The organism is Microbacterium sp. STF-2, from assembly GCF_034650155.1.
In the GTDB taxonomy this organism is placed as follows: Bacteria; Actinomycetota; Actinomycetes; order Actinomycetales; family Microbacteriaceae; genus Microbacterium; species Microbacterium maritypicum_A.
This window is the reverse complement of record NZ_JARKMW010000001.1, coordinates 15,175-34,584: the sequence shown is the minus strand read 5'-3', so window position 1 is coordinate 34,584 and position 19,410 is coordinate 15,175. Positions and strand designations below refer to the sequence as shown.

The 19,410-nt window shown below is 63.6% G+C and carries 17 protein-coding genes and 1 tRNA gene; 10 read left to right on the top strand and 8 right to left on the bottom strand.

Annotated features, from left to right (window positions below; translation table 11 throughout):
- The first annotated feature begins 233 nt into the window (after window positions 1–233).
- Window positions 234–1,322 (top strand): hypothetical protein, encoded by a 1,089-nt coding sequence (locus MicroSTF_RS00175; protein WP_322952706.1) that lies wholly within the window; start codon window positions 234–236, stop codon window positions 1,320–1,322.
- Window positions 1,323–1,513: 191 nt separating this feature from the next.
- On the opposite strand, the gene MicroSTF_RS00170 is transcribed toward MicroSTF_RS00175, so the two are convergent.
- From MicroSTF_RS00170 to MicroSTF_RS00155, 4 genes are all read right to left on the bottom strand, one after another.
- Window positions 1,514–3,268: an ATP-dependent helicase gene (locus MicroSTF_RS00170; protein ID WP_322952704.1), complete on the bottom strand. Its 1,755-nt coding sequence runs from the start codon at window positions 3,266–3,268 to the stop codon at window positions 1,514–1,516.
- Window positions 3,249–5,036, bottom strand: a complete 1,788-nt coding sequence (locus MicroSTF_RS00165) for an ATP-dependent nuclease (protein ID WP_322952702.1) — start codon at window positions 5,034–5,036, stop codon at window positions 3,249–3,251. Before MicroSTF_RS00165 ends, MicroSTF_RS00170 begins: the two co-directional genes overlap by 20 nt.
- A 1,620-nt stretch (window positions 5,037–6,656) precedes the next feature.
- Window positions 6,657–7,763, bottom strand: a complete 1,107-nt coding sequence (locus MicroSTF_RS00160; protein WP_322952699.1) for an XRE family transcriptional regulator — start codon at window positions 7,761–7,763, stop codon at window positions 6,657–6,659.
- Complete coding sequence (locus MicroSTF_RS00155) at window positions 7,756–8,553, bottom strand: hypothetical protein (protein WP_322952697.1); 798 nt, start codon at window positions 8,551–8,553, stop codon at window positions 7,756–7,758. Before MicroSTF_RS00155 ends, MicroSTF_RS00160 begins: the two co-directional genes overlap by 8 nt.
- 1,032 nt (window positions 8,554–9,585) lie before the next feature.
- Here MicroSTF_RS00155 and MicroSTF_RS00150 point away from each other — a divergent pair.
- The 3 genes from MicroSTF_RS00150 (at window position 9,586) to MicroSTF_RS00140 (ending at window position 11,471) form a co-directional block, all read left to right on the top strand.
- Window positions 9,586–10,593, top strand: coding sequence for a metallophosphoesterase (locus MicroSTF_RS00150; protein ID WP_322952694.1), 1,008 nt, complete (start codon window positions 9,586–9,588; stop codon window positions 10,591–10,593).
- Window positions 10,590–10,976 carry a hypothetical protein gene (locus MicroSTF_RS00145; RefSeq protein ID WP_322952692.1) on the top strand — a complete coding sequence of 129 codons (387 nt, stop codon included), beginning with the start codon at window positions 10,590–10,592 and terminating at the stop codon, window positions 10,974–10,976. The genes MicroSTF_RS00150 and MicroSTF_RS00145 overlap by 4 nt, the downstream gene beginning before the upstream one ends.
- A 207-nt stretch (window positions 10,977–11,183) precedes the next feature.
- Window positions 11,184–11,471, top strand: a complete 288-nt coding sequence (locus MicroSTF_RS00140) for a hypothetical protein (protein WP_322952689.1) — start codon at window positions 11,184–11,186, stop codon at window positions 11,469–11,471.
- Window positions 11,472–11,480: 9 nt separating this feature from the next.
- Here the strand turns inward: MicroSTF_RS00140 and MicroSTF_RS00135 are convergent, their stop codons facing one another.
- The gene (locus tag MicroSTF_RS00135) at window positions 11,481–11,612 is read right to left on the bottom strand and encodes a hypothetical protein (protein WP_322952687.1); all 132 of its coding nucleotides are present in this window, start codon (window positions 11,610–11,612) and stop codon (window positions 11,481–11,483) included.
- Between the two features lie 82 nt (window positions 11,613–11,694).
- On the opposite strand from MicroSTF_RS00135, the gene MicroSTF_RS00130 reads away from it, so the two are divergent.
- Window positions 11,695–12,336: a hypothetical protein gene (locus MicroSTF_RS00130; RefSeq protein ID WP_322952685.1), complete on the top strand. Its 642-nt coding sequence runs from the start codon at window positions 11,695–11,697 to the stop codon at window positions 12,334–12,336.
- Between the two features lie 641 nt (window positions 12,337–12,977).
- Here the strand turns inward: MicroSTF_RS00130 and MicroSTF_RS00125 are convergent.
- Window positions 12,978–13,054 (bottom strand) — tRNA-Pro (locus tag MicroSTF_RS00125).
- Window positions 13,055–13,160: 106 nt separating this feature from the next.
- Between MicroSTF_RS00125 and MicroSTF_RS00120 the strand changes: the two genes are divergently transcribed.
- From MicroSTF_RS00120 to MicroSTF_RS00100, 5 genes are all read left to right on the top strand, one after another.
- The gene (locus MicroSTF_RS00120) at window positions 13,161–13,745 is read left to right on the top strand and encodes a GNAT family N-acetyltransferase (protein WP_322952683.1); all 585 of its coding nucleotides are present in this window, start codon (window positions 13,161–13,163) and stop codon (window positions 13,743–13,745) included.
- Window positions 13,746–13,779: 34 nt separating this feature from the next.
- Entirely contained in the window at window positions 13,780–14,235 is a 456-nt protein-coding gene (locus tag MicroSTF_RS00115; protein WP_021199285.1) for a hypothetical protein, read from the top strand.
- Window positions 14,236–14,315: 80 nt separating this feature from the next.
- Window positions 14,316–14,984: a lysoplasmalogenase gene (locus MicroSTF_RS00110; protein ID WP_315073936.1), complete on the top strand. Its 669-nt coding sequence runs from the start codon at window positions 14,316–14,318 to the stop codon at window positions 14,982–14,984.
- Complete coding sequence (locus MicroSTF_RS00105) at window positions 14,984–15,355, top strand: RNA-binding S4 domain-containing protein (protein WP_021199283.1); 372 nt, start codon at window positions 14,984–14,986, stop codon at window positions 15,353–15,355. Before MicroSTF_RS00110 ends, MicroSTF_RS00105 begins: the two co-directional genes overlap by 1 nt.
- A gap of 62 nt (window positions 15,356–15,417) precedes the next feature.
- The gene (locus tag MicroSTF_RS00100) at window positions 15,418–16,848 is read left to right on the top strand and encodes an HNH endonuclease signature motif containing protein (RefSeq protein WP_322952678.1); all 1,431 of its coding nucleotides are present in this window, start codon (window positions 15,418–15,420) and stop codon (window positions 16,846–16,848) included.
- Window positions 16,849–16,947: 99 nt separating this feature from the next.
- On the opposite strand, the gene MicroSTF_RS00095 is transcribed toward MicroSTF_RS00100, so the two are convergent.
- The gene (locus MicroSTF_RS00095) at window positions 16,948–17,853 is read right to left on the bottom strand and encodes an NUDIX hydrolase (RefSeq protein ID WP_322952676.1); all 906 of its coding nucleotides are present in this window, start codon (window positions 17,851–17,853) and stop codon (window positions 16,948–16,950) included.
- 61 nt (window positions 17,854–17,914) lie between these two features.
- On the bottom strand, window positions 17,915–19,387 hold the full coding sequence (gene der / locus MicroSTF_RS00090) for a ribosome biogenesis GTPase Der (RefSeq protein ID WP_208323601.1): 1,473 nt from the start codon (window positions 19,385–19,387) through the stop codon (window positions 17,915–17,917).
- Window positions 19,388–19,410: the final 23 nt, after the last annotated feature.

Sequence of the window (19,410 nt, the reverse complement as noted above, 5' to 3'; positions counted from 1 at the left end):
TGAGGTAGCCTTCTCACGTGCCACTCCTTAGCCAGGTATTTGGAATCAGCGCAGATAGCTCCAGCGCTTCGTACGTGAACCGAGGCGGACTTGACGAACGCTTCTCGGCCGCCCTTCGCTCCGACAGGCACATCGCAGTCCATGGAGGAAGCAAGCAGGGGAAGTCGTGGCTTCGGAGCCGAGGACTGCCAGCTGACCGCACGAACCTTGTGCAATGCACACCGGCGTCGACGGTGGAGACGATCCTGGCGGACGCGCTTGGCAGCATAGGCGCTCGTGAGGAAAGCACGACCACTCACACCCAAAGCATCAGCGCCCAGTTGCTATCCGAGGTGTCCGTTAGCAACCCTCAAGTTGCTGACGCTCGAACGCAGTCAACGCTCGGCGCAAGTAGCCAGCGGGCAACCTCGACTCGCCCCGTCGGGCAATCCTCTAGCAGTTTGCAGTGGGTAGCCGCGAAGCTAGCTGAGTCCAACAGAAAGCTTGTGCTCGAGGACTTCCACTATCTCTCAGAAGTCGTTCAGAAGCAGTTGGCCTTCCTTATTAAGGCGCTCGGCGAGTACAGGGTCTTCGTAGTGGTTGTGGGCGTATGGCCACAGGACCACATGCTGACCTACTTCAATGGTGATCTCGAGGGCCGAATCGAGGACTTTCGACTCCATTGGCAGGATTCAGAGCTCCGCGATGTACTCGCGAATGGGGCGCGCGCTCTCCGATTGCGATTCGACCATGAGATCGAACTGGCGATGATTCGCGAGTCGTATGGTGGTGTTGGCCTTCTACAGAGACTTGCAGATGAGCTCTGTAAGGCGGAGGGAATCGAGAGGAGGCGTTGGTGGAATCGAGAGCGCTCGCTCAATGACTCCGCTCAATGGGCAGCTGCACTCGCCGCCGTCGCTGCGCAGATGCATGGCCGATACCAGAACTTCGCCGACAACTTCGTTCGGGGCATGCGGCGGCTTCCGGAGGGCCTCGAGGTCTATCGATATCTCCTGCAGTCAGTGACCGCAGCTTCAGACGAGGAACTACTTCGCGGGCTGGATTCTGCTGAGCTTCTTCGGCGCATCACCTCCCTGTCCGGCGGCGACGGAATTCGCCAGTCAGACTTGACCCAGGCGCTTGAGCGCATCGACAGACTCCAGGTGAAGATCGGCATCAACCCACTCGTACTTACCTATAGCCGTTCCGGTCGCACCATCTCGGTTGCTGATCGATCCTTCTGCTTCTATCGCAAGCACGGCACTCCACAGTGGCCTTGGAGCGACGAGGATTTGTCGATCTCGAACGACTTGTCTGGTAACGAACCGCTCAACCTCGACTAGAACAGCCTCGGTGTGCCCGCAATTTTCGCTCCTCGCACGGTCGGCCCGTGGATCTGCTTGGACACCATCGCCTATCTCGGGCCCATCACGGACGCCGCCCATAGGCGAGCCAGCAACGGTTTTCACCGTGCGGCCTGATCTGGGTGTGGCGCGGTTCCCTGCCGATCTCCGTCCTGATCAGATGGCGGCGACTAGAGTGCCGTCACGTGTCCGAGGTTAAGAGTCAGCAGCGGCGATGGCGCATTCCCCGGCGTGATGATCGTGGCGCGTTGTCTTGCGCGCGTTACCCCCACGTTCAGTGCGTATCGCGCTGATTCAAGGTCTCGATGAGTGGGAGTCAGCTTCAATAGAGGATCATATCGTTCCTCATAAACAATGACTTCGTCGTACTCGCGGCCCTTCGCGCGATGAACAGTCATGACGATGATGTCGCGATTGCCTCGTTTGCTGCTCGTGAGCTGAAAGTCGACTACAGCCCTTCGCATGATCTCGCTCGCACTTTTGTAGGCACCAGTCGCGCGCCATGCAGAGGACAAGTCTGTCTCCACATCCGAGCCTCGAGTCACGAAGTTGAGCATCCGCGCGTACCCTGCCATCCGTTTGACATCGTCGACATTCGACGAAGAGAGCAAGCTCACGACCGTGAGGTAGTCCGCATAGACGTGGCCGCTTCGTGCGGTAGCGAACGCTCCGTCAAGCACGGCGCGGAGCGCCTTGACGATCTTGACGTTCACGGTTTTGCCTGCTCGCAACTTCGTCGCATACCCCTCGAGCCGTCCCGCCGTTTCTCTAGCGCTGGTACTGAGCTTCGTCGATTTCGTACGTAGGTACAGCGCCATCGCGTCACACAAGACCGCATCTCGATCAGCGATTTTTTCGTCAAGCTCAAGAACGGTGCCGATAAAGATGAGCGCTGCGTAGCCTTCCTCCTTAGTCGTGTGGATATCGAGGCTGATAGCAGGCAATGGCGGGTTGTCCTGCGCCTCGCCGATGTAGTCGTAGACCTTCACCGCGAGAGCGTTCGAAGGCGTCAGGATCGCCACGGTGCCGCCTCCGCTCTCACGAAACCGCTTGAGCGTCTTGAGCAATGTCAACTTAAGGCGAAGGAGAGTCGGGAAGTCGCTGGCGATGATGTCGACTTCGTCATAGGGTGATTCGTAACTACCTCGCAGGACATCACGGCCAAACCTGGTGATGGAACTCCCTGGACTGCGCCAGTTCCACCCGGAGAGGTCGATCTGAACCGGCGAGAAGTGCTCGTGGAAGTCTTGAAAACGGCGCTCGCTGGATCCTTCCACGAAATCGTATATACGTTGGTCTGGGTCGCCGAGTGTGATCAGTTGGGAGTGCTGTCCGAGCGTCCTCACCAGTTTCCATTGATCATTGGTCGTGTCCTGGAACTCATCGAGCATGATGAGCGGGTGGGCCGACGTGTAGGCCCTCAAGAGGGCCGGGCTCCCTTCAAGGATCTCGTTAGCTAGTCCAGCAAAGTCGTTGAAGCCGACATGACCGAAGCTCTCGAACTGTCTACGGAATTCAGCTCGGATGTCAGCGTCCGCGCTGCCGAGATGCGACATGAACGCATTCTGTTCGGCCTGAGACATGATCTTCACGCCTCTGGGTGCGCCGAGCAGGTACCCGTGGCTACGAAGAATTGTCCAGGCGAAGCTGTGGTAGGTGCTGATATTGAGTTGGGATCGGTACTCCTTCGGAAGCTGATTGGTCGCATGGTCGGCGACCCGGTCGACCGTCGCGTTTGCGAAGCTGAGGAAGAGGACCTGAGCGTGGCCTACACCAAGCCCTTCGCTGATAGCAAGAGCAGCTTTCCTCAGCGCAACCGTCGTCTTCCCGCACCCAGCGCCGCCGGTGACCATGGCAGCTCCGGATGCCTCCAGTAGGGGCTTTACCGCGAGCTCATATTCTTCGTCACTGAGCAGCGTTGCCACCGGCCGACTCTTCCGTATTATCTTGTCTGGCGACAATGTCCTCGCCTTCTCGTAGCGGGGCAGATTCGCTCGCTACCTTCAGGCGCTCGAGTACTTCCACCATCGAGACTGGAAAGTCTGCCTCGTCGAGTCCCGCTACGAGTTCAGCAGCGAATCGATCCCCCTTGGTCTTGGAAAGAAGCTTCCTCGCCGCCTTCTTGTAGGCGGCGTCGGACGCGTCCTCCGGAGCTGCAACATGGCTCGGCCATCCTCCGTCCGAGATCAAACTATCGACGTGGTTACGAATCGCCGAGATGGGCACCTCATCGAGGAGTAGATCTTCGAACCCTGCGTGAGGTTGCTCGAAGACATGGTCGGAGTTGGCCGTGATTTCAGCCAGCCTGTCGGCTGGCTGCTTATCGAATACAGAGGCTACTTCCTTGCCGAGTGCGCGGAAGTAGCCTGCGAAGCCGGCGACATTGGTTTCACCTTGGGCATCAAAGATCGCCCATCCGCGGGTGTCGAGGCGGGCGAAACGCATCGGATTCACTCGAGCAGCAGTCTTGGCGAGTGCCGCATACGATGCAGCTTCGGTGTCTCCCTCCGTGATCAATACACGCCGCGCGAGGAGCGCCTCGCAGAATCGAGTACGGATGCCCATGCGGAATGCCTTGGCGCGCAGGTGCAAGGGCAAGAGCACCTGAGTGCTCGTGAGCACACCCGTGCCATGTTCTCGTGCTAGCACTATCATCCTTTCGGGTTCGAATTCCTCGAGGACGTATGGCGAGTGGGTAGTGAAGATGGCTTGGCCGCCGAGGCCCAGGATCAAGTCGACAACTCGCTTCTGCACCATTGGAGGGACAGATATCTCGGGTTCCTCCATCGCGAAGATCACTCGTCCATTCCGCTTCTGGGCGATCAAGGTGAGCATCGCGATCACAAGCGAGTTCACGGTTCCCGAGCCCTGATGGTTGAAGGGTGCGGCGTACCCGGCGGCACCGGTAGCCATGAACGAGCGCAGGACGTGGCGGAGATCCTCTCTTGTCAGCTCCGAAACTCGAAGATGCGGCGCGTCTGCCCATTCAGACGCGACGATCTGCTTCATCGCCGAGTCGATGCTGGAAAGAACTTGCCCGAACTCTTCGTTGTCGTCGCCTGCAACCGGAACGGCGCGCAGTTTCTCAAGCAGGTTCTCCCACATCTGAACTTCGACCTCGAAGGCACGGAGCACGAAGTCGAGTAGCGAACCGCGCTCCATCGACATCGCACGGTTTCCTGTCCGGAGCGCACGCAGGAGAAGGAAGCCGAACTCTCGCTTGTCCGCAGACCGCGCTTCACTCGTAGGTTGGCCTTCCTCGTTTTCTGGGCTGCAGAACCAAGTTCGACCATCAAAATCGTCGTCATCAGCGTCGTAGCGACCCACGAATCGAATGCGGATGCACGGCAACGCTTCAGAGGTAGCCCCGGGCAAGGACGTCAACAGCGCCCCGTTCGAGGCGTCCCAGTACTCCAGGTGATTTCTGAATCTCGACTGGAGTTCGTCATCGAGATCGACGACCATCACCTCGACGCGGACCTCCTCGTCCTTGTATCGACCAGCGTAGAAGTCGTGCTCATCGATGACTGGGCGCCGGAATAGCCGGTCTGCTCCGAGCGCCAACTCGACAGCTTCCAGGAGAGTAGATTTGCCAGAGTTGTTGTCACCTAAAAGAACAGTGTTTCCACTCAAAGCAACGTCAGTCGAGGAGATTCCGCGAAAATTTTCGACCTGGACACGCGCAAGATACATATGAGTGCTTTCGCTTCGTTGCTTGATGCACAAGTAGTCCTCTACTTGCGGATTCGATGCTCGCAGAAACGCGGCACCTGCGACATGCGGCCCGCCGACTAAGTCACCAATTGAGACGTTCAAGGGCCGGAACAGGGCGGTGTCGGCCGGAGACAGGGGGCAACCACTCCATCATCCGCATGCCTCTGAAGGCATCGGGGACTGACACTTCGATCTGCCCCGATGACGGACTGTGCCAGGCCGATTGGCCGCGTGAAGTCACGCTCCTGGCGGCCTCCGGTGGGTTTGCGCGCTTGGTAAGCGACTAGCTCGACCGCCGTCCGCTCGCTCGAAGAGTTCGTTGAACCACTCTGTGTCGGCTGCACGGGCGCTCTTCTGAGTGACGCGGGCCCCAGCCAAGTAGCGCTTGTCTCGGTAGATGGTCCCAAACCTGAGCCCACAACCGATTCGCCGCAAACCGACTATCTGTGGCGCTCCGCCGGAGCTAGGGTCGCTCCCCTTTTTCAAGCCGTCAACGAACGCACTGTAGATTGCTCGACTAGTACCAGCGTGTTCGCTCTCTTCCCAGTGCTGTTCCGCGGCTCGAACCTGCGCAGCGCCGCTTCCGGCTATCTTCAATCGAGATGAACGCTCGGGCATCTCGATGTTCTGAGTCGCCCAGAGATCGGCGGAAGCGTCGTACGTGACAACAGCCATTTCGAAGACGGACTTCATTTTGTCTCGCCTACGCGTGGCCATGATGATTCCAAAGTCCCGTCGCTCTCGCGAAGGATATTCGAGCCATAGACGGCGAAGCGCGTTGGAGACATCAGCGAACGCCGATGCCCGCTCACGGAAGGCTCCTGCCGCGAGGTGTTCAACAATGGTCGTGAGCGCCATTGAGGGAAAAAGCACGTCGCCCCAGTATCCGAAGATGTGCGGTGTAGTGGCGGAGGCGAACGTCTTGAGCCCCTGATCCCAGAGGTGCGACGTTCCCCACGTAATCCGACTATCACTCGCGATGTAAAGCGATGAAACTTGCCGCTGGTCGACAGCCGCCCAAGCCACAATCGTCGTCACGTCATACCTTCAATCGGCCCCCGGGCAGCAATGAACCGCCCGGGGAAGACCTGAGTGCCCGCGCGAGCAGGCAGTGACACCTCGTACCGCCACGAATTGGCGGTCTCAGGAGTTGCGCCCCCGTTAAAACTGCGACATTCGAACGGGGCGGGACTTCGCCCACGCGAACGTGGCATCCCGTACGCAACTCACCATAGCGCCACTCCGCATATCGGGTCTAGCTCCCGCACGCCACCCGTCAAGCTATACGCCGTGACGCACGACAACTCACAGCTGGACTCCGGGCAGCCCGACCCTAAGTATCCGAATCTCGAGGCTCACCAACTCGTTCGGTGCCTCGCCGTCGCCTCGACGCAGTAGATCGTGAAGGACGAAGGTCTGGCACTGACACCGCGCCATCCATCACGGCCGCGTCCCGCGCGCGGTCCCCGTTCGCGCTTGAATGGCCCGAGGGGAAGACATCGTCGAGAGCGCCCCTTTGCCTGCCGCCGAGCAACGGCTAGGCGCTAGCGAGTCGCTTTTCCGACCGCGAGATTGCACTTCGCGAGCACCCGCTCACCACTACGACCCTGCGGCCACGACAGGCACTCGGCTCGCTGCGATTTTGTACAGCCCCACTGGCAGGCCTGATCCGGCGAGAAAGGAGGCTTCGTCTATGCCGGCCTCATGCAGCACTTCCCGGGCGCGTGGCAATATCGATGGCATCTCCAGCGAAGAGATTCGACCCGGTTCTGCTCGACGCCAACCATTCTGTGACATCCGGATGACCGCGTTGCGGTAGGAGACGTCACTCATGACGCCCAGAGCACGCGCGCGGTAGAGGAGCGCGGCGAGGCTGACGCCCCAGTACTCCTTCAGCTCGGCCAACGTTGCCCACGCTTTGCCCGCAGTGGAGATGGGTAGGAAAGGGGCGATCTCTTCGGCGGGCATCAGGAATTCGGAGGCGAAACGGTTAGCCTGCTCCTCGGCGACCTTGCCCCCCGGTTCAGCGTCGTGGTGCATTATGAGATGCCCGAGTTCATGAGCGGCGTCGAAGCGTTGCCGGTAGTAGTCGTCCTTCACCGGGTTCAGAACGATGATCGGCCGGGTTGCCGAATGCAAGGAGTACGCATCGATGGCCGCCACCCCCGGCTCGCTGAAAACGACAACTACACCGCTACGCTCGACAAGCCGCACAACGTGCTGCACCGGTCCCGGGCCGACGCCAAAGAACTGGCGGGCCTCGCGCGCGGCTTCCTCGGGAGTCATCGAACGTTCGTCGGGATCCACCGGCAGGTCGGGCAGGAGCGCCTCAGGGAACTCGACGGCGTTCTCGAGCATCCCGGCGATCTCCGCCACGAACCGGCCATAGGCTTCAGCCTCGTCCTGTGCGATCTGCGGCGTCGAGCGGAGCGAACGGAAGTGCGGCTTGTTAGCCTTCGGCGGCGCTCCTCCCCCGAAGAACTGGGGCTCCACCTGCAGCGCTAAAGCGAGCTTCGCCACCGTGGCCCGGTTAGGTTGCTTGGCGCCGCTCTCCCATGCCGTCACCGAGGCCGGCGACATCTCGATACGGCTCGCCAGGTGAGACTTCTTCAGGCCCTTCAGCTGGCGTGCCATAGTGAGGCGCTCACCGTTGAAGAACGAAGCCGCGGCGGCGAGCGTCTGAGACGGTCGACGCGCCTCAACCATTCGCCGCGCCCGCCCCTTCGCCCGCACCAGCCCGCTTGATCCGTACCGGCACGTCGTCGACGTCAGTCGAGGCTCCACCGCTCGGCATCTGATGTGTAACCGGGATACCCGTACCGCCCGCCGGAGCTCCGCCGGAGAGCAGCAGTTCCTTCCAGTGCCAGCACGAGTCTCCCGGGTACCCGGGGTTCTTGCTCTGTCCGATATACAGCTCGAACTGTTTGGTTGCGGGGTGGAAGGCATGCGCTGCGATAAGCGTCACACCAGCGAAGTCATCATCGTCTGGGATGCCTGGGATGGACTCCAAGCCAAACTCTTCATCGTCGAAGAGTGCGTTGTCGCGGACGAATAGCTGGTCAGCGACACGCTTTTTCGCGTCGCTACGTTGCACCCACTTGATCTCGTCAATCTTTCCGAAGGGGAAGGACTGCAGCAGCACGCGGTACCCCTGGATAGCCCAGCCGGGAGACTGCTTGTAGTCCCGGCGTCCGACCACGTCCTCATGAAGGCTCGGCATCGAGTCGAAGGCCTCGGGCGTGATGCCACGCTTGAGGAAATCCTCGCCGACGCTCTCGAGTCCCTCGGCCAGCCTGAAACGACCATTCGAGGTGGCCCGGTCGAGGAGGTCTCGAAGGTGCTTGAAGTTGAGATAGCCGACGACGCCCTGATCGTGGCCCTGGTCCTCGTCGAAGAGTTGGTCCGTCGCAGCGAACGCTACGGGCGCACCCCACTTCAAGACATCGAGCAGTCCGGACATCTGGAGCTCGGAGAGGGCCTCGTGTCCTGCGGTCATGGGACTAAAGTACACGACTCCCAGTAGATGGCGCTTTTATTTTTACTCTCGGCGTGTCGAATGCTTGCAAGTCATCCTGGATGGGACACAGTTCGGGTGAGCAAGCATTCTCACGGCTGTGAGTGGGCACGCTCGGCGCCAACAGGTAGACCGCTGGGTCACTGCCTGGTCAGGCGTTCCCAGATGCTCCTTCGTGATCGTGGCAGCGGGGCAGGTGGCCGCCCCGCTCGCGGAGAACCGTCGACGTTCTCCTTCGCGACACGTACATCGCCCCCCGTACCAACGACGCCGCGCAGGGTAGGCACGTACTCCTGAGCATCGGGCACCGCCTTCTTGACCGGCGGGATCGCGTCGCCGAGCGGCCGGACGATCCACCAGCATTCACCACAATCCCGCCCACGTCGAGGACGAGGCGAATGACCTGCAAAGTCCCCTCGTCGATGCGTGGCATAGCCTCTCGCCACTCCTTGGCCTCGAAGTTGCTCAACGACCAAGTCAGGCGTCCGAGCCGGACGCCGCCTCGCCACGCCCACCAGCTTTTGTCCCCATCGAACCGCACATCGAAGACGTCGCCGATGCGTATGTTCGACATCAGACGCCGGTCAACGGACCGCTCGTACATCTTGTTCGCGACGATGTAGCATCGCTTCTCGAGTTGGCGCGCGGCATCTGGGAGAACGCGGATGCCGATGTGGCGCGATCCGTCCTTGTTTGGCCCGGAGAGCACCAGCCAGGATCCAAGTGGTCGCTTCACAAACCGATCTTCTCAGAATGTTGCGAAACGGCCCCGATTAATCGATCTAGCTCACGGGGTCACATGGAATCGTCCGCCGTGGGAACGGGAGGGCCACGCCGCCGAATCCCTTCCGCGACCGACCCGAGCGATTCACGCGCCTAGGTACCGCGCACGCTTCGCCGACCCAACGACAGATCACGCGACGGCTCTGTGCCTGCACTCCACCCACCTGGGACGCTGATCATCAACGTGCGCGCTAGCGCGGTCTATCGCGTCGTCATCTCGATGGGAGACCCGTGGACGCTCTAGAACACGCAGCCGAAATCACGCTGCCAGACCAGCGAGTCGCAGTGTTGGGGGACGTTCACGGCAACGTAGGTTGGATCCGGATGCTGGCGAGGGCACTCCCCTACCTCGCGCCGGACGTCACGACCATCTTGCAGCTCGGCGACTGGTGGATGCCCCCGGAAGAGGTCGACAAAGCGCTCACTGAGACGGGCATCACAGGCATCTACGTGACCGGAGGGAATCATGAGCCGTGGGGTGAGATCACCCCACTCATGAACAAGTACCCCGGCGAAGCCGTGCGGGTCTCCAAGCTCGTGTGGCTGCTCCCCCGGCCCGCGCGCCTCACCATTGGCGGGCGCTCTGTGCTGTCGCTCGGTGGCGCCGCCTCTGTCGACCGTGAGTCGAGGATCGAAGGGCTGACCTGGTGGCCCGACGAGGCCATCACCGATGAACACGTCGCCGACGCCATCGCCGGGGGCCCCGCCGACCTGATGCTCACCCACGAGTCACCCGCCAACACCCCTGTTCGCCCCGTCCGTGAGATCCTTCGCACGAACCCGTACGGCTTCCCGAAGGCGGCCCTGGAGGCGTCCGCGGCGTCGCGCGCGCGGGTCAGTAAAGTCTGGGATGCCGTGCGCCCGGAGCTCCTCGCTCATGGGCACCTGCATGTCGGAGCGGGCGGACAGACTGCTGATGGCCGTCGAGTGGCGAGCCTCGGGCGTGAAGGCCACGAGTGGAACCTCGGGATTCTCGACCTGTCCAACCTCCAGATGGCAACCCCGAGCCTGGCGATCCTCCGCGGACTCGCCAACGACGACGACGGTTCTCGTCGCACGCGGGAGCAGCGGATGAACAGCGTCGCCGAGTCCGTTCACTCGGGAGTCCTGGACGGGCTCAAGCCCACACCCGACGCCCTCCGAGACGCGCGGGACTACGTCGACGGAGTCCGCGCGCTCGAGGAGCTCATCGACGACGTCCGCCGCCGCCACACCCGCGACCCTGAGGAGAAGCCATGAGCGAGGACGAGGACGAGCCGAGCCCCTGGGCCGAGATCGTCGGCCCCTGCTACACGGTGACGAGGCTGGCCCGCATACTCGGGTGGACGGAGGCCGAGGTCATGGCGACGGGGAAAGATCTCCGGCTCCTCGCGCTGCACAGTGACGACCACGTCGACTTGTTCCCGTCGTTCCAGCTCCGGGACGGGAAGATCGTCGAGGGTCTACGGGACGTCCTTCGTGCCCTCGAGACTGGGACCCCGAGCAGATGGACGTGGGCGCAGTGGCTGAACGTCGCATTGCCCGTAGCGGACCCGCCCCGCAACATCACGCTGCTCTATGAAGGTCGCCTCGAGGAGGCGGTGCGTGATGCCCGTCACGACGCCTGGTCGTGGAGTTCATGACCGCTGCCGGACGCGTGGGGGATCCCGATGGCCCGGCTGCGCCGAGCGCCCGCGCCCTCACTAGGTTTACTGCGTGAAGCATGCGCCCGCCATGAACACGATGCATCCACTCCGACCACGAGCACGGACGCCGCAACGAAGGCCAGAGCGCACCCGCCATTACCGGTCTGCTCGGTCATGTGAAGGCGCAAGCGCTACTCTGACGACGTGCCCAAGTACGAAGACTCTCCCGAACAAGCCGAAGCAAGCCTCCGAGAGAGCGGTGACGCGATCAGCAAGCTCGACGACGCACTCACCGCGGCCGAGGAGCGCTCAGAGCAGCTAGAGCAGGAGATCGACCAGGCGTTCGGTGCCGGGGACACGGATCAGCAGGCGAAGCTCGAGGAAGAGATGGAGCGCATACAGCAGGAGATCCAGGACATCAACACAGACCTCGAAGGCGCGCACCAGCACCATATAGACAACCAGGGCTTCTGGGGCTTCCGGGGCTTCTAAGCCTCAGGACTACCTCTTCTTGGCGTTCTTTGCCTTCTCGCGAGCGAGCTTTTCCTTCAGCTTCGCGATCTTGATCTGATTCTCGCCGTCCTTGCGGATCTCCCGCGGAGTGCGGTTGGTAGCGCCCTTAGTTCGCGCCATGTTTCCCCCCAGTGAATTGGCCGAAGTACCGTATTCTTATCATAGATTCCGCAGTTGTCGGGCACCCCGATAGATTGTGGCCATGCCCGCGACCGCTGCCGCTCTAGTTTTGCTCGCACAAGCAACTGGAACGACTGAGAGCGCTCCGTGGTGGGGTGTCCCAGTTGTCGCTGGAACCTTCCTCATCATCGGAGGCGTGCTGGGACACCAGTTCAACAAGCGGCAGGAGGATCGCAAGGCTGAGCGCGCACTGTCCGAGCGCTACATGGACCAGCGGCTAGAGCATTGCTCCAACCTCCTAGAGGAAGCGCGAGCCGTGAAAGAAACGCTGGGAGAAGCCGGTGTCTGGCCAGCCGAGGCAACGCCGTCTTCCAAGGTCAGCGAGAAGGTCACGGTCGCACGAGACCTAATTCGTGGCGCCTGTAAGCGCGCTATGAGTTCGTACTCATCCATAACGCTGATCGCGCCCGAGACGCTACGCAAGCCGGCGCGTAGCGTCGTTGTAGGCATGATGTACGCGCGCATCCTGAGCACATCGCAACAGGCCCGCGACACACAGAAGAGCCTGTCCGCCGCGATCCAACAGTTCGAAGCAGCTGGGCGCAAGCACTTCGGGGCTGGCGAGCAAGAAGCGCCTAAGCCCGTCACCGACGAACCCGCAGAAGAACAGGGCGAGCTGACTCGCTTCCGCAGATGGCTTGCATGGTGGAACGAAACTCTCTAACCCGCAGCTAGTTGAGCGTCATGTTGGAGATCTTCTCGATGGCACCCTCGGTGGCGAGAGCGACCGTCCGGGACTACTCGGCCGTCCCGCTGATGAACGTTGAAGCTCCGACACCAACCCAAGAACGCTCCACGCTCGCCGCTACCGCTCCCCCGCCCGCCATCATGTGGATGGTCGACGCCATTCCCGCGAGGAGGGTATTCGCCGTGCACCGTTGGCGGGTGTCGGATACCCCGACACGACTGCGTGACTCGATCTGGTCCGCGCTGGAAGCGAGCCGTCGAGGCCTGTACGCATGGCAGTTCCAGGGACCAACGAGTACGGCTGCGCGATGTCTTCAAGGCCGAGGACGGGTGGCACGTTCATCGGAGCTACGAGTGACGTCGGTCGTCGTCACGGAGTTCGCACCGTTGCTGATCCAGGTTAGCGCCGTTTGAACGTGAGGGTTGGGGTCGCCAGGACAACCGAACGCGCCCGAAAGCCGGGCGCGTTCGTTTTCTCGGCCCCAGAATCGGTCGAATCCAACTATCTGAACCGAAATCCAGCGCCGCAGACACGAAAAAGGGAAGGGCACCTGCTCGAAGCAGGTGCCCTTCCCTTTTCTCTAGCTGTTCTGCAATCAGTATTGCCAACAGCCCATCTGGTCGGGCTGACAGGATTTGAACCTGCGACCCCTTGACCCCCAGTCAAGTGCGCTACCAAGCTGCGCCACAGCCCGTTGTTCTGCGCTCTCGCGCAGGCAACTCCCCTATCTTAGCCGTATCTCCACCCCCTCCGCGAACCGAGGCGTTGCGAGTGTCGGATGCCCGGCGTAGCGTCACGGCATGGTGACGATCACGACCGAGGTGGCGACGACCGCTCGTTGGGATGACGTGCAGCACGCGCTCACCGGAGGCGGGGATGGAGCAAGCTGTCAGTGCATCTGGCCGGTGCTCAGCAACAAGGACTGGAACGCGACAACGACTCCGCAACGCATCGAGATGTTCCGCGCCGAGATCGACGACGGCCCGCCGCCGGGAATCATCGCCTACGTCGACGGCGAGGGCGCAGGTTGGATCCGCATCGGTCCCCGCACCCGCCAGGCGCGTGTTCCCCGCACCCGCATCATCGCGGCGGCCAGCACCGAGCCGTTCGACGACGAATCAGTGTGGGCCGTGACGTGCTTCGTGGTGCGCCGAGAACACCGCGGTGCCGGGCTCAACCTCGAACTCCTGCTCGCGGCGGTGGATTACGCCCGAGGCTCCGGGGCCCGCCTGATCGAGGGGTATCCCGTGGACACCGGGGGCGAGAGGAAGCGCACCAACGACCTGTTCCACGGCACCCTGGGCACGTTCCTCTCCGCCGGCTTCACGGAGAAGTCCGAGCTCAAACCTGGTCGCGCGCTGGTCACCCTCGATCTGACCCCATGATGACGATCACCCAGAAGCCACTAGCGTGAAAGGCATGACCGACGAGAACGCGACCATCGACGATCCCGAGCTCGGCAGGTTCGCCCGTGCCCGTTCGGAACTCACCGACGGCACGGTACTGACGCACGATTGGTTCGTCGGCACCACCTCCGTCGAGGGCACCGAGGTCGAGCTCATGCTGGAGGGCACGAGCTCCGACGAGGTCGCACCGCTCCTTCCCCGCATGCGCGACGCGGTGAAGCGACTGGACATCGTGCACCGGATCGCCACCGACGCGGTCGTCGCGAATTTCAGCACGGGTGCCCCTGAACCCCGCGAGCTCGACGAAGCCGCCTCCGACCTCACGATCGAGGCGATCGAGGCGGCCTCCGACGGCACCGTCATACTGCACCTCACCGACAACTGCGGAGAGCACTTCCCCGAAGGCTACTGGCCGGCCGTGCACCTCAGTGTCGACGACAGCGTCACGCAGGTCGCCGTCGAATCGTGAACAGCGGGATGACGCCGGGGCCGACGCGGGGGACGGCGATGCCCGTCGCCCCCGGTCAGGGCGAACCCTACGATGGCGGGATGCAACGTCGCTCCCCGCGCCACGCTCTCATGTGGGCCTTTCTCCCGTTCGCGGTGATGTCCCTCCTGCACGTCATCCTCCTGACCATCGACAACCCGCTCGCTGCGCCCACGAAGCTGCTGCTGATGCCGTTGCTGGCCGTTCCGGTGCTGGTCTCCGCGCGACGCCTCTCCCCGCGGATCACGCTCGTCCTCCTCGTCGCGGCATTGTCGTTCTCCTGGCTCGGCGACGGTGCCGGCACCTTCTTCCCCCAGGGCCCGGAGCTGCCTCTGATGCTGACCTTCTTCGGCATCGCCCACGTGGCATACATCGTGCTGTTCGCGCGCCACCTGTCCGTCCGGCGCATGCCCTGGTGGGCGCTGGTGTACGCCGCCTGGTGGGTGGGCATGATCACGACACTGGGTTCGCACACGGGCGATCTGCTCATCGCCGTCGCCGCCTACGGGCTCGTGCTCGGCGGAACCGCGGCATTCTCGGCGCGTTGTCACCCTCTCATCGCCGTCGGCGGGGCCTTCTTCCTCGCCAGCGACACGATCCTCGCCTTCCGCCTGTTCCTCCCCGATTCGCTGCCGTCCTGGAGCAGCCCTGCAGTGATGCTCACCTATACGATCGGCCAAGGCCTGATCGTCGCCGGCGCCCTCGTGACGCTGCGGAAGAGGAGCACCTGATGGATGCCGCCCGCGTCGACAGCTGGCTCTGGGCGATCCGCGTCTACAAGACGCGGTCGGCCGCGACGACTGCATGCCGAGCGGGGCATGTACGGGTGAACGGAGACAAGGTGAAGGCCGCGCAGCAGGTTCGCATCGGAGATGAACTGCGCATACGCATCGCGGGATTCGATCGGATCCTCATCGTCCGTCAGCTGCTGGTCAAACGTGTGGGGGCCCCGGTGGCCGCGCTCGCCTACGAGGATCGCACTCCCGAGCGCGAACCCCAGGCAGCGCTGGGACTCCGCGACCGCGGGGCCGGGCGCCCCACCAAGCGAGAACGCCGCGACATCGACAAGCTGCGGGGGCGGAACGACGAGAGCTTTCACTGATATCTCGGCATGCACCACCACCACACCTTACGATATTCGAATCTTTGTTCTAATCTTGAGGCATGGCCCTCTCGACTGATCTCGACCTCGATCTCGAGGAACGACGGCGCGTCTTGGACGCGTGGGTCGACACGAGACGTCGGATCGCCGCACTCGAAGCCGAGGCCGCAGACCTGCTGACGGAGCAGATCGCCATCCACGACGCCGATGTCTCCGCGAGCCCTTCTCATCGAGAGGCGATCCATCGCTCGATGATCGCGGAGTTCTCCGCTGCCGGACACGTGTCGAAAGGCTCGATGGAGTTCGCCTTCGCCGATGCCCATACCCTTCACACCCATCTCCCGGCCGTCCGTGCCGCATTCGCCGACGGCATGATCAGCGTCGGACATGTGCGAGAGATCGCCAGGGCCTGCGCGCTCGTCGCCGAAGCGATCCGCAACAGGAAGGCCGATCCCGCGGTCATGGAACTCTTCGAAACCGCAGCGCTCGTCGTCGCCGAACGCGACACGGCCGCGCGCACGCGCGCCCATGTACGCCAGGTCGCCGCTGCCCTCGTCGGCGAGACGCTCGTGGAGAGGCACCGCCGCGCTGCAGAAGAACGATGTGTGACGGTGAGAGCACTCGACGACGGCCTGGCACTTCTCACCGCGGTGCTCCCCGAGTGGATCGCCGCCGCGATCTCCGACCGGCTCAACCGGATGACGCGCGAAGTCGTGCGGGCTCGAGACACCCGCGAGATCCTGCCCCCACCCCGGTGGTTCGACGACGCGGCTGAGTACATCGATGTGCCTCCCCTCGATGAACCTCCCCTCGCCGCCCCGTCGGTCGACTTCGTCGATGGTGGCGTGATCCGCGGTGCTGATGGCGACACGTTCGCGACAGATCCCGAAGTGACGCACTTCCCGGCCGACACCCGAACATGGAAGCAGACCGAGGCGGACCTGTTCTCGGACCTGCTCCTGACCGCAGATCCGAGCACCGCGCACGGCGACGCCCTCGACGGCGTCCAGGCCCGCATTCAGGTGACCGTCGCGGCGACCACGCTCGCCGGCGTCGACGACCGCCCTGCCGAGCTCGACGGACTCGGCCCCCTGAGCCCCGACATCGTCCGGGAGCTGGCGGGGCGCAACACCGGCTGGACCCGTCTGTTCCTCGACCCGACAGGCATGGTGGTCGAGACAGACACCTATACGCCGACCGAGGGGATGCGACGGTTCCTGCGCGCGCGTGACCGACACTGCCGCTTCCCGGGGTGCCGCATGCCGGCGCACCGCAGCGAGATCGACCACAACCACGATCATGCGAAGGGAGGGAAGACCAGGCTCGACAACCTCGGCCACTTCTGCCGGGGCCACCACGCGCTCAAGCATCCGGACATTCCCGATCCGTATCGCTGGACCGCTCAGCAGGAGAAGGACGGCAGCATCACGTGGCAGAGTCCGCTGGGCCGCGACTATGCCGACCCGCCGCCCCGACGCGTGATGTTCGTCTGAATCACGACGTCAGGACCACAGCGCGCAGGACCCGCGCTAGGACCACGGCGCGCTAGGAACAGCGCGCAGGACCCCAGCGCGCGGGGCTTGGGGCGAAAGTCAGCCGTTGGCCGCGAAGAGATCGAGCAACCACCCAGCCGAACGGATGTGCGCGGCTCCGGCGCTCTCGGCGCGATCGCGGAGGCCCCTGTCGCTCGTGACGGTCACGACCAGCTGCTGCATCGCGACACGGCGCTCGACCTCGGCGACGATCGCGTCATCACCCGCGGCTTCCGCGCGGATCACCGAGACCGTGCCGGCTTGGTCTTCGATACCTCGCGCCCGCCCCTCGACCACCATCGACACGTCGGGGAACCACTCATCGCCTGCGAGTTCCAGCGCGTGCGCGGGGACCGCCAGTCCCTCCAGACGCGCACGAAGACGAGCTGCGGCGCCCGCACGGTCTTTCCACCACCCATCAGGGACCGAGCCGACGACATTCGCGGCATCCACCACGATCGCCGGTCGCACGTCGAGCAGTTCGAGCAACGCCGGCCACGACGAACCGAAACCGGGGTGCAACGGTCGTGACGACACCTGATCGACCGGCACCCACTCGAGCGCGACGCTCTCGGGGTCGCTGATCACCGGCTCGAAAGGCTCCCCGACATCGGCGACGACGGTCGTGTACGACCAGATACCCAGATCGAGAACGCTCGTGAACCGGGCGCGCACGGCACCGTCCGGCACGCCCGCCTCTTCCTGGGCCTCACGGGTCGCTCCCGCGATCGCGCTCTCCCCCTCGTGGAGTGCGCCGCCCGGCAAGCCCCAGGTTCCACCGAAGTGACTCCACGCGACACGATGCTGCAGCAGGATGCCACGTGCGGGGTCATAGGCGAGAAGCCCGGCAGCACCGAAGCGCCCCCAGTACTTCTCCCCCGACTCCGCGATCACCCAGGCATCGCCGGGGTTCCGCGGCCCCTCGGGGCGACGCGGTTCACCGAAAGCAGGAGGTACGACAGTCACCCCTTCAGCCTTTCACAGCATCGGGGTCACAGCACCACGGCGCGACATGCGCCGGAACAGATCAGCGCTGACGCTTCTCGCGCACGCGCATGTTGATCACGATCGGCGTGCCCTCGAACGAGTAGAGCTCGCGCAGACGCCGCTGGATGAACCGGCGGTACCCGGGGTCGAGGAAACCGGTCGTGAACAGCACGAACGTCGGCGGGCGCGTCGACGCCTGGGTGCCGAACAGGATGCGCGGCTGCTTGCCACCGCGCAGCGGGTGCGGGTGCTCCGCCACGAGTTCTGCGAGGAACGCGTTGAACTTGCCCGTCGGAATACGACGGTCCCAGTTCTCCAGGGCCGTCTCCAGCGCGGGCACGAGCTTGTCGAGGTGACGCCCGGTCTTCGCCGAGATGTTCACCCGCGGGGCCCAGGCGACGTGCGCCAGATCCTGCTCGATCTCACGCTCGAGGTAGCGACGGCGGTCGGCGTTCTCGAGATCGTCGTCGTTCAGACGGTCCCACTTGTTGAAGGCGAGCACGAGCGCGCGGCCCGACTCCAGCACGAGATCGATGATGCGTACGTCCTGCTCACTGATCGACTCCGAGACGTCGAGAACGACGACGGCGACCTCGGCCTTCTCCAGCGCGGCCGAAGTGCGCAGCGAGGCGTAGAAGTCGGCCCCCTGCGCCATGTGCACGCGACGACGAATACCGGCGGTGTCGACCAGACGCCACATCTTCCCGCCGAGTTCCACGACCTCGTCCACCGGGTCACGGGTGGTGCCGGCCAGATCGTTGACGACCACGCGCTCCTCGCCTGCCGCCTTGTTCAGCAGTGACGACTTGCCCACGTTCGGACGACCGAGGATGGCCACGCGGCGCGGTCCGCCGATCTCCTGCTTCGCGACGGCCGAGACCTCGGGAAGCTTCTTGAGCACAGCATCCAGCAGGTCGGCGACGCCGCGTCCGTGGATCGCCGACACGGGCCAGGGCTCGCCGAGGCCCAGGCTCCACAGCGCTGCGGTCTCCGGCTCCTGGCGGGCGTCATCGATCTTGTTGGCGACGAGGAACACCGGCTTGCCGCTCTTGCGCAGCAGCTTCACGACGTGCTCGTCGGTCGACGTCGCTCCCACCATCGCGTCGACGACGAACAGCACCATGTCGGCGAGGTCGATCGCGACCTCGGCCTGCATCGCGACCGAACGGTCGATGCCGCGTGCGTCGGGCTCCCACCCGCCGGTGTCGACGAGCGAGAAGCGACGGTCGGCCCACTCCGCCTTGTACGTCACGCGGTCACGGGTGACACCGGGGGTGTCCTCGACCACGGCTTCGCGGCGGCCGAGGATGCGGTTGACCAGCGCGGACTTGCCCACGTTCGGTCGTCCGACGATCGCCACCACGGGAAGAGCCGGGCTGTAGTGGATGCCGTCTTCGCCGAGCGTGATGCCCGCGAGGAGTTCCGCGTCCTCATCGTCCAGCTCGTAGTCGGAGAGGCCGGCGCGCAGCGTCTCCGCGCGCTGCTCGGCGAGATGCTCGTCGAGCTGGTCCATCTTCTCGGCGAGCTGGTCGGGGC

What these genes read in the sequence shown, in the direction of transcription:
- MicroSTF_RS00165 (WP_322952702.1), bottom strand. Translation starts at nt 5,036, where the DNA reads ATGTATCTTGCGCGTGTCCAGGTCGAAAATTTTCGCGGAATCTCCTCG.
- MicroSTF_RS00160 (WP_322952699.1), bottom strand. Translation starts at nt 7,763, where the DNA reads ATGGTTGAGGCGCGTCGACCGTCTCAGACGCTCGCCGCCGCGGCTTCG.
- MicroSTF_RS00155 (WP_322952697.1), bottom strand. Translation starts at nt 8,553, where the DNA reads ATGACCGCAGGACACGAGGCCCTCTCCGAGCTCCAGATGTCCGGACTG.
- MicroSTF_RS00145 (WP_322952692.1), top strand. Translation starts at nt 10,590, where the DNA reads ATGAGCGAGGACGAGGACGAGCCGAGCCCCTGGGCCGAGATCGTCGGC.
- MicroSTF_RS00135 (WP_322952687.1), bottom strand. Translation starts at nt 11,612, where the DNA reads ATGGCGCGAACTAAGGGCGCTACCAACCGCACTCCGCGGGAGATCCGC.
- MicroSTF_RS00130 (WP_322952685.1), top strand. Translation starts at nt 11,695, where the DNA reads ATGCCCGCGACCGCTGCCGCTCTAGTTTTGCTCGCACAAGCAACTGGA.
- MicroSTF_RS00120 (WP_322952683.1), top strand. Translation starts at nt 13,161, where the DNA reads ATGGTGACGATCACGACCGAGGTGGCGACGACCGCTCGTTGGGATGAC.
- MicroSTF_RS00115 (WP_021199285.1), top strand. Translation starts at nt 13,780, where the DNA reads ATGACCGACGAGAACGCGACCATCGACGATCCCGAGCTCGGCAGGTTC.
- MicroSTF_RS00110 (WP_315073936.1), top strand. Translation starts at nt 14,316, where the DNA reads ATGCAACGTCGCTCCCCGCGCCACGCTCTCATGTGGGCCTTTCTCCCG.
- MicroSTF_RS00105 (WP_021199283.1), top strand. Translation starts at nt 14,984, where the DNA reads ATGGATGCCGCCCGCGTCGACAGCTGGCTCTGGGCGATCCGCGTCTAC.
- MicroSTF_RS00100 (WP_322952678.1), top strand. Translation starts at nt 15,418, where the DNA reads ATGGCCCTCTCGACTGATCTCGACCTCGATCTCGAGGAACGACGGCGC.
- der (WP_208323601.1), bottom strand. Translation starts at nt 19,387, where the DNA reads ATGGACCAGCTCGACGAGCATCTCGCCGAGCAGCGCGCGGAGACGCTG.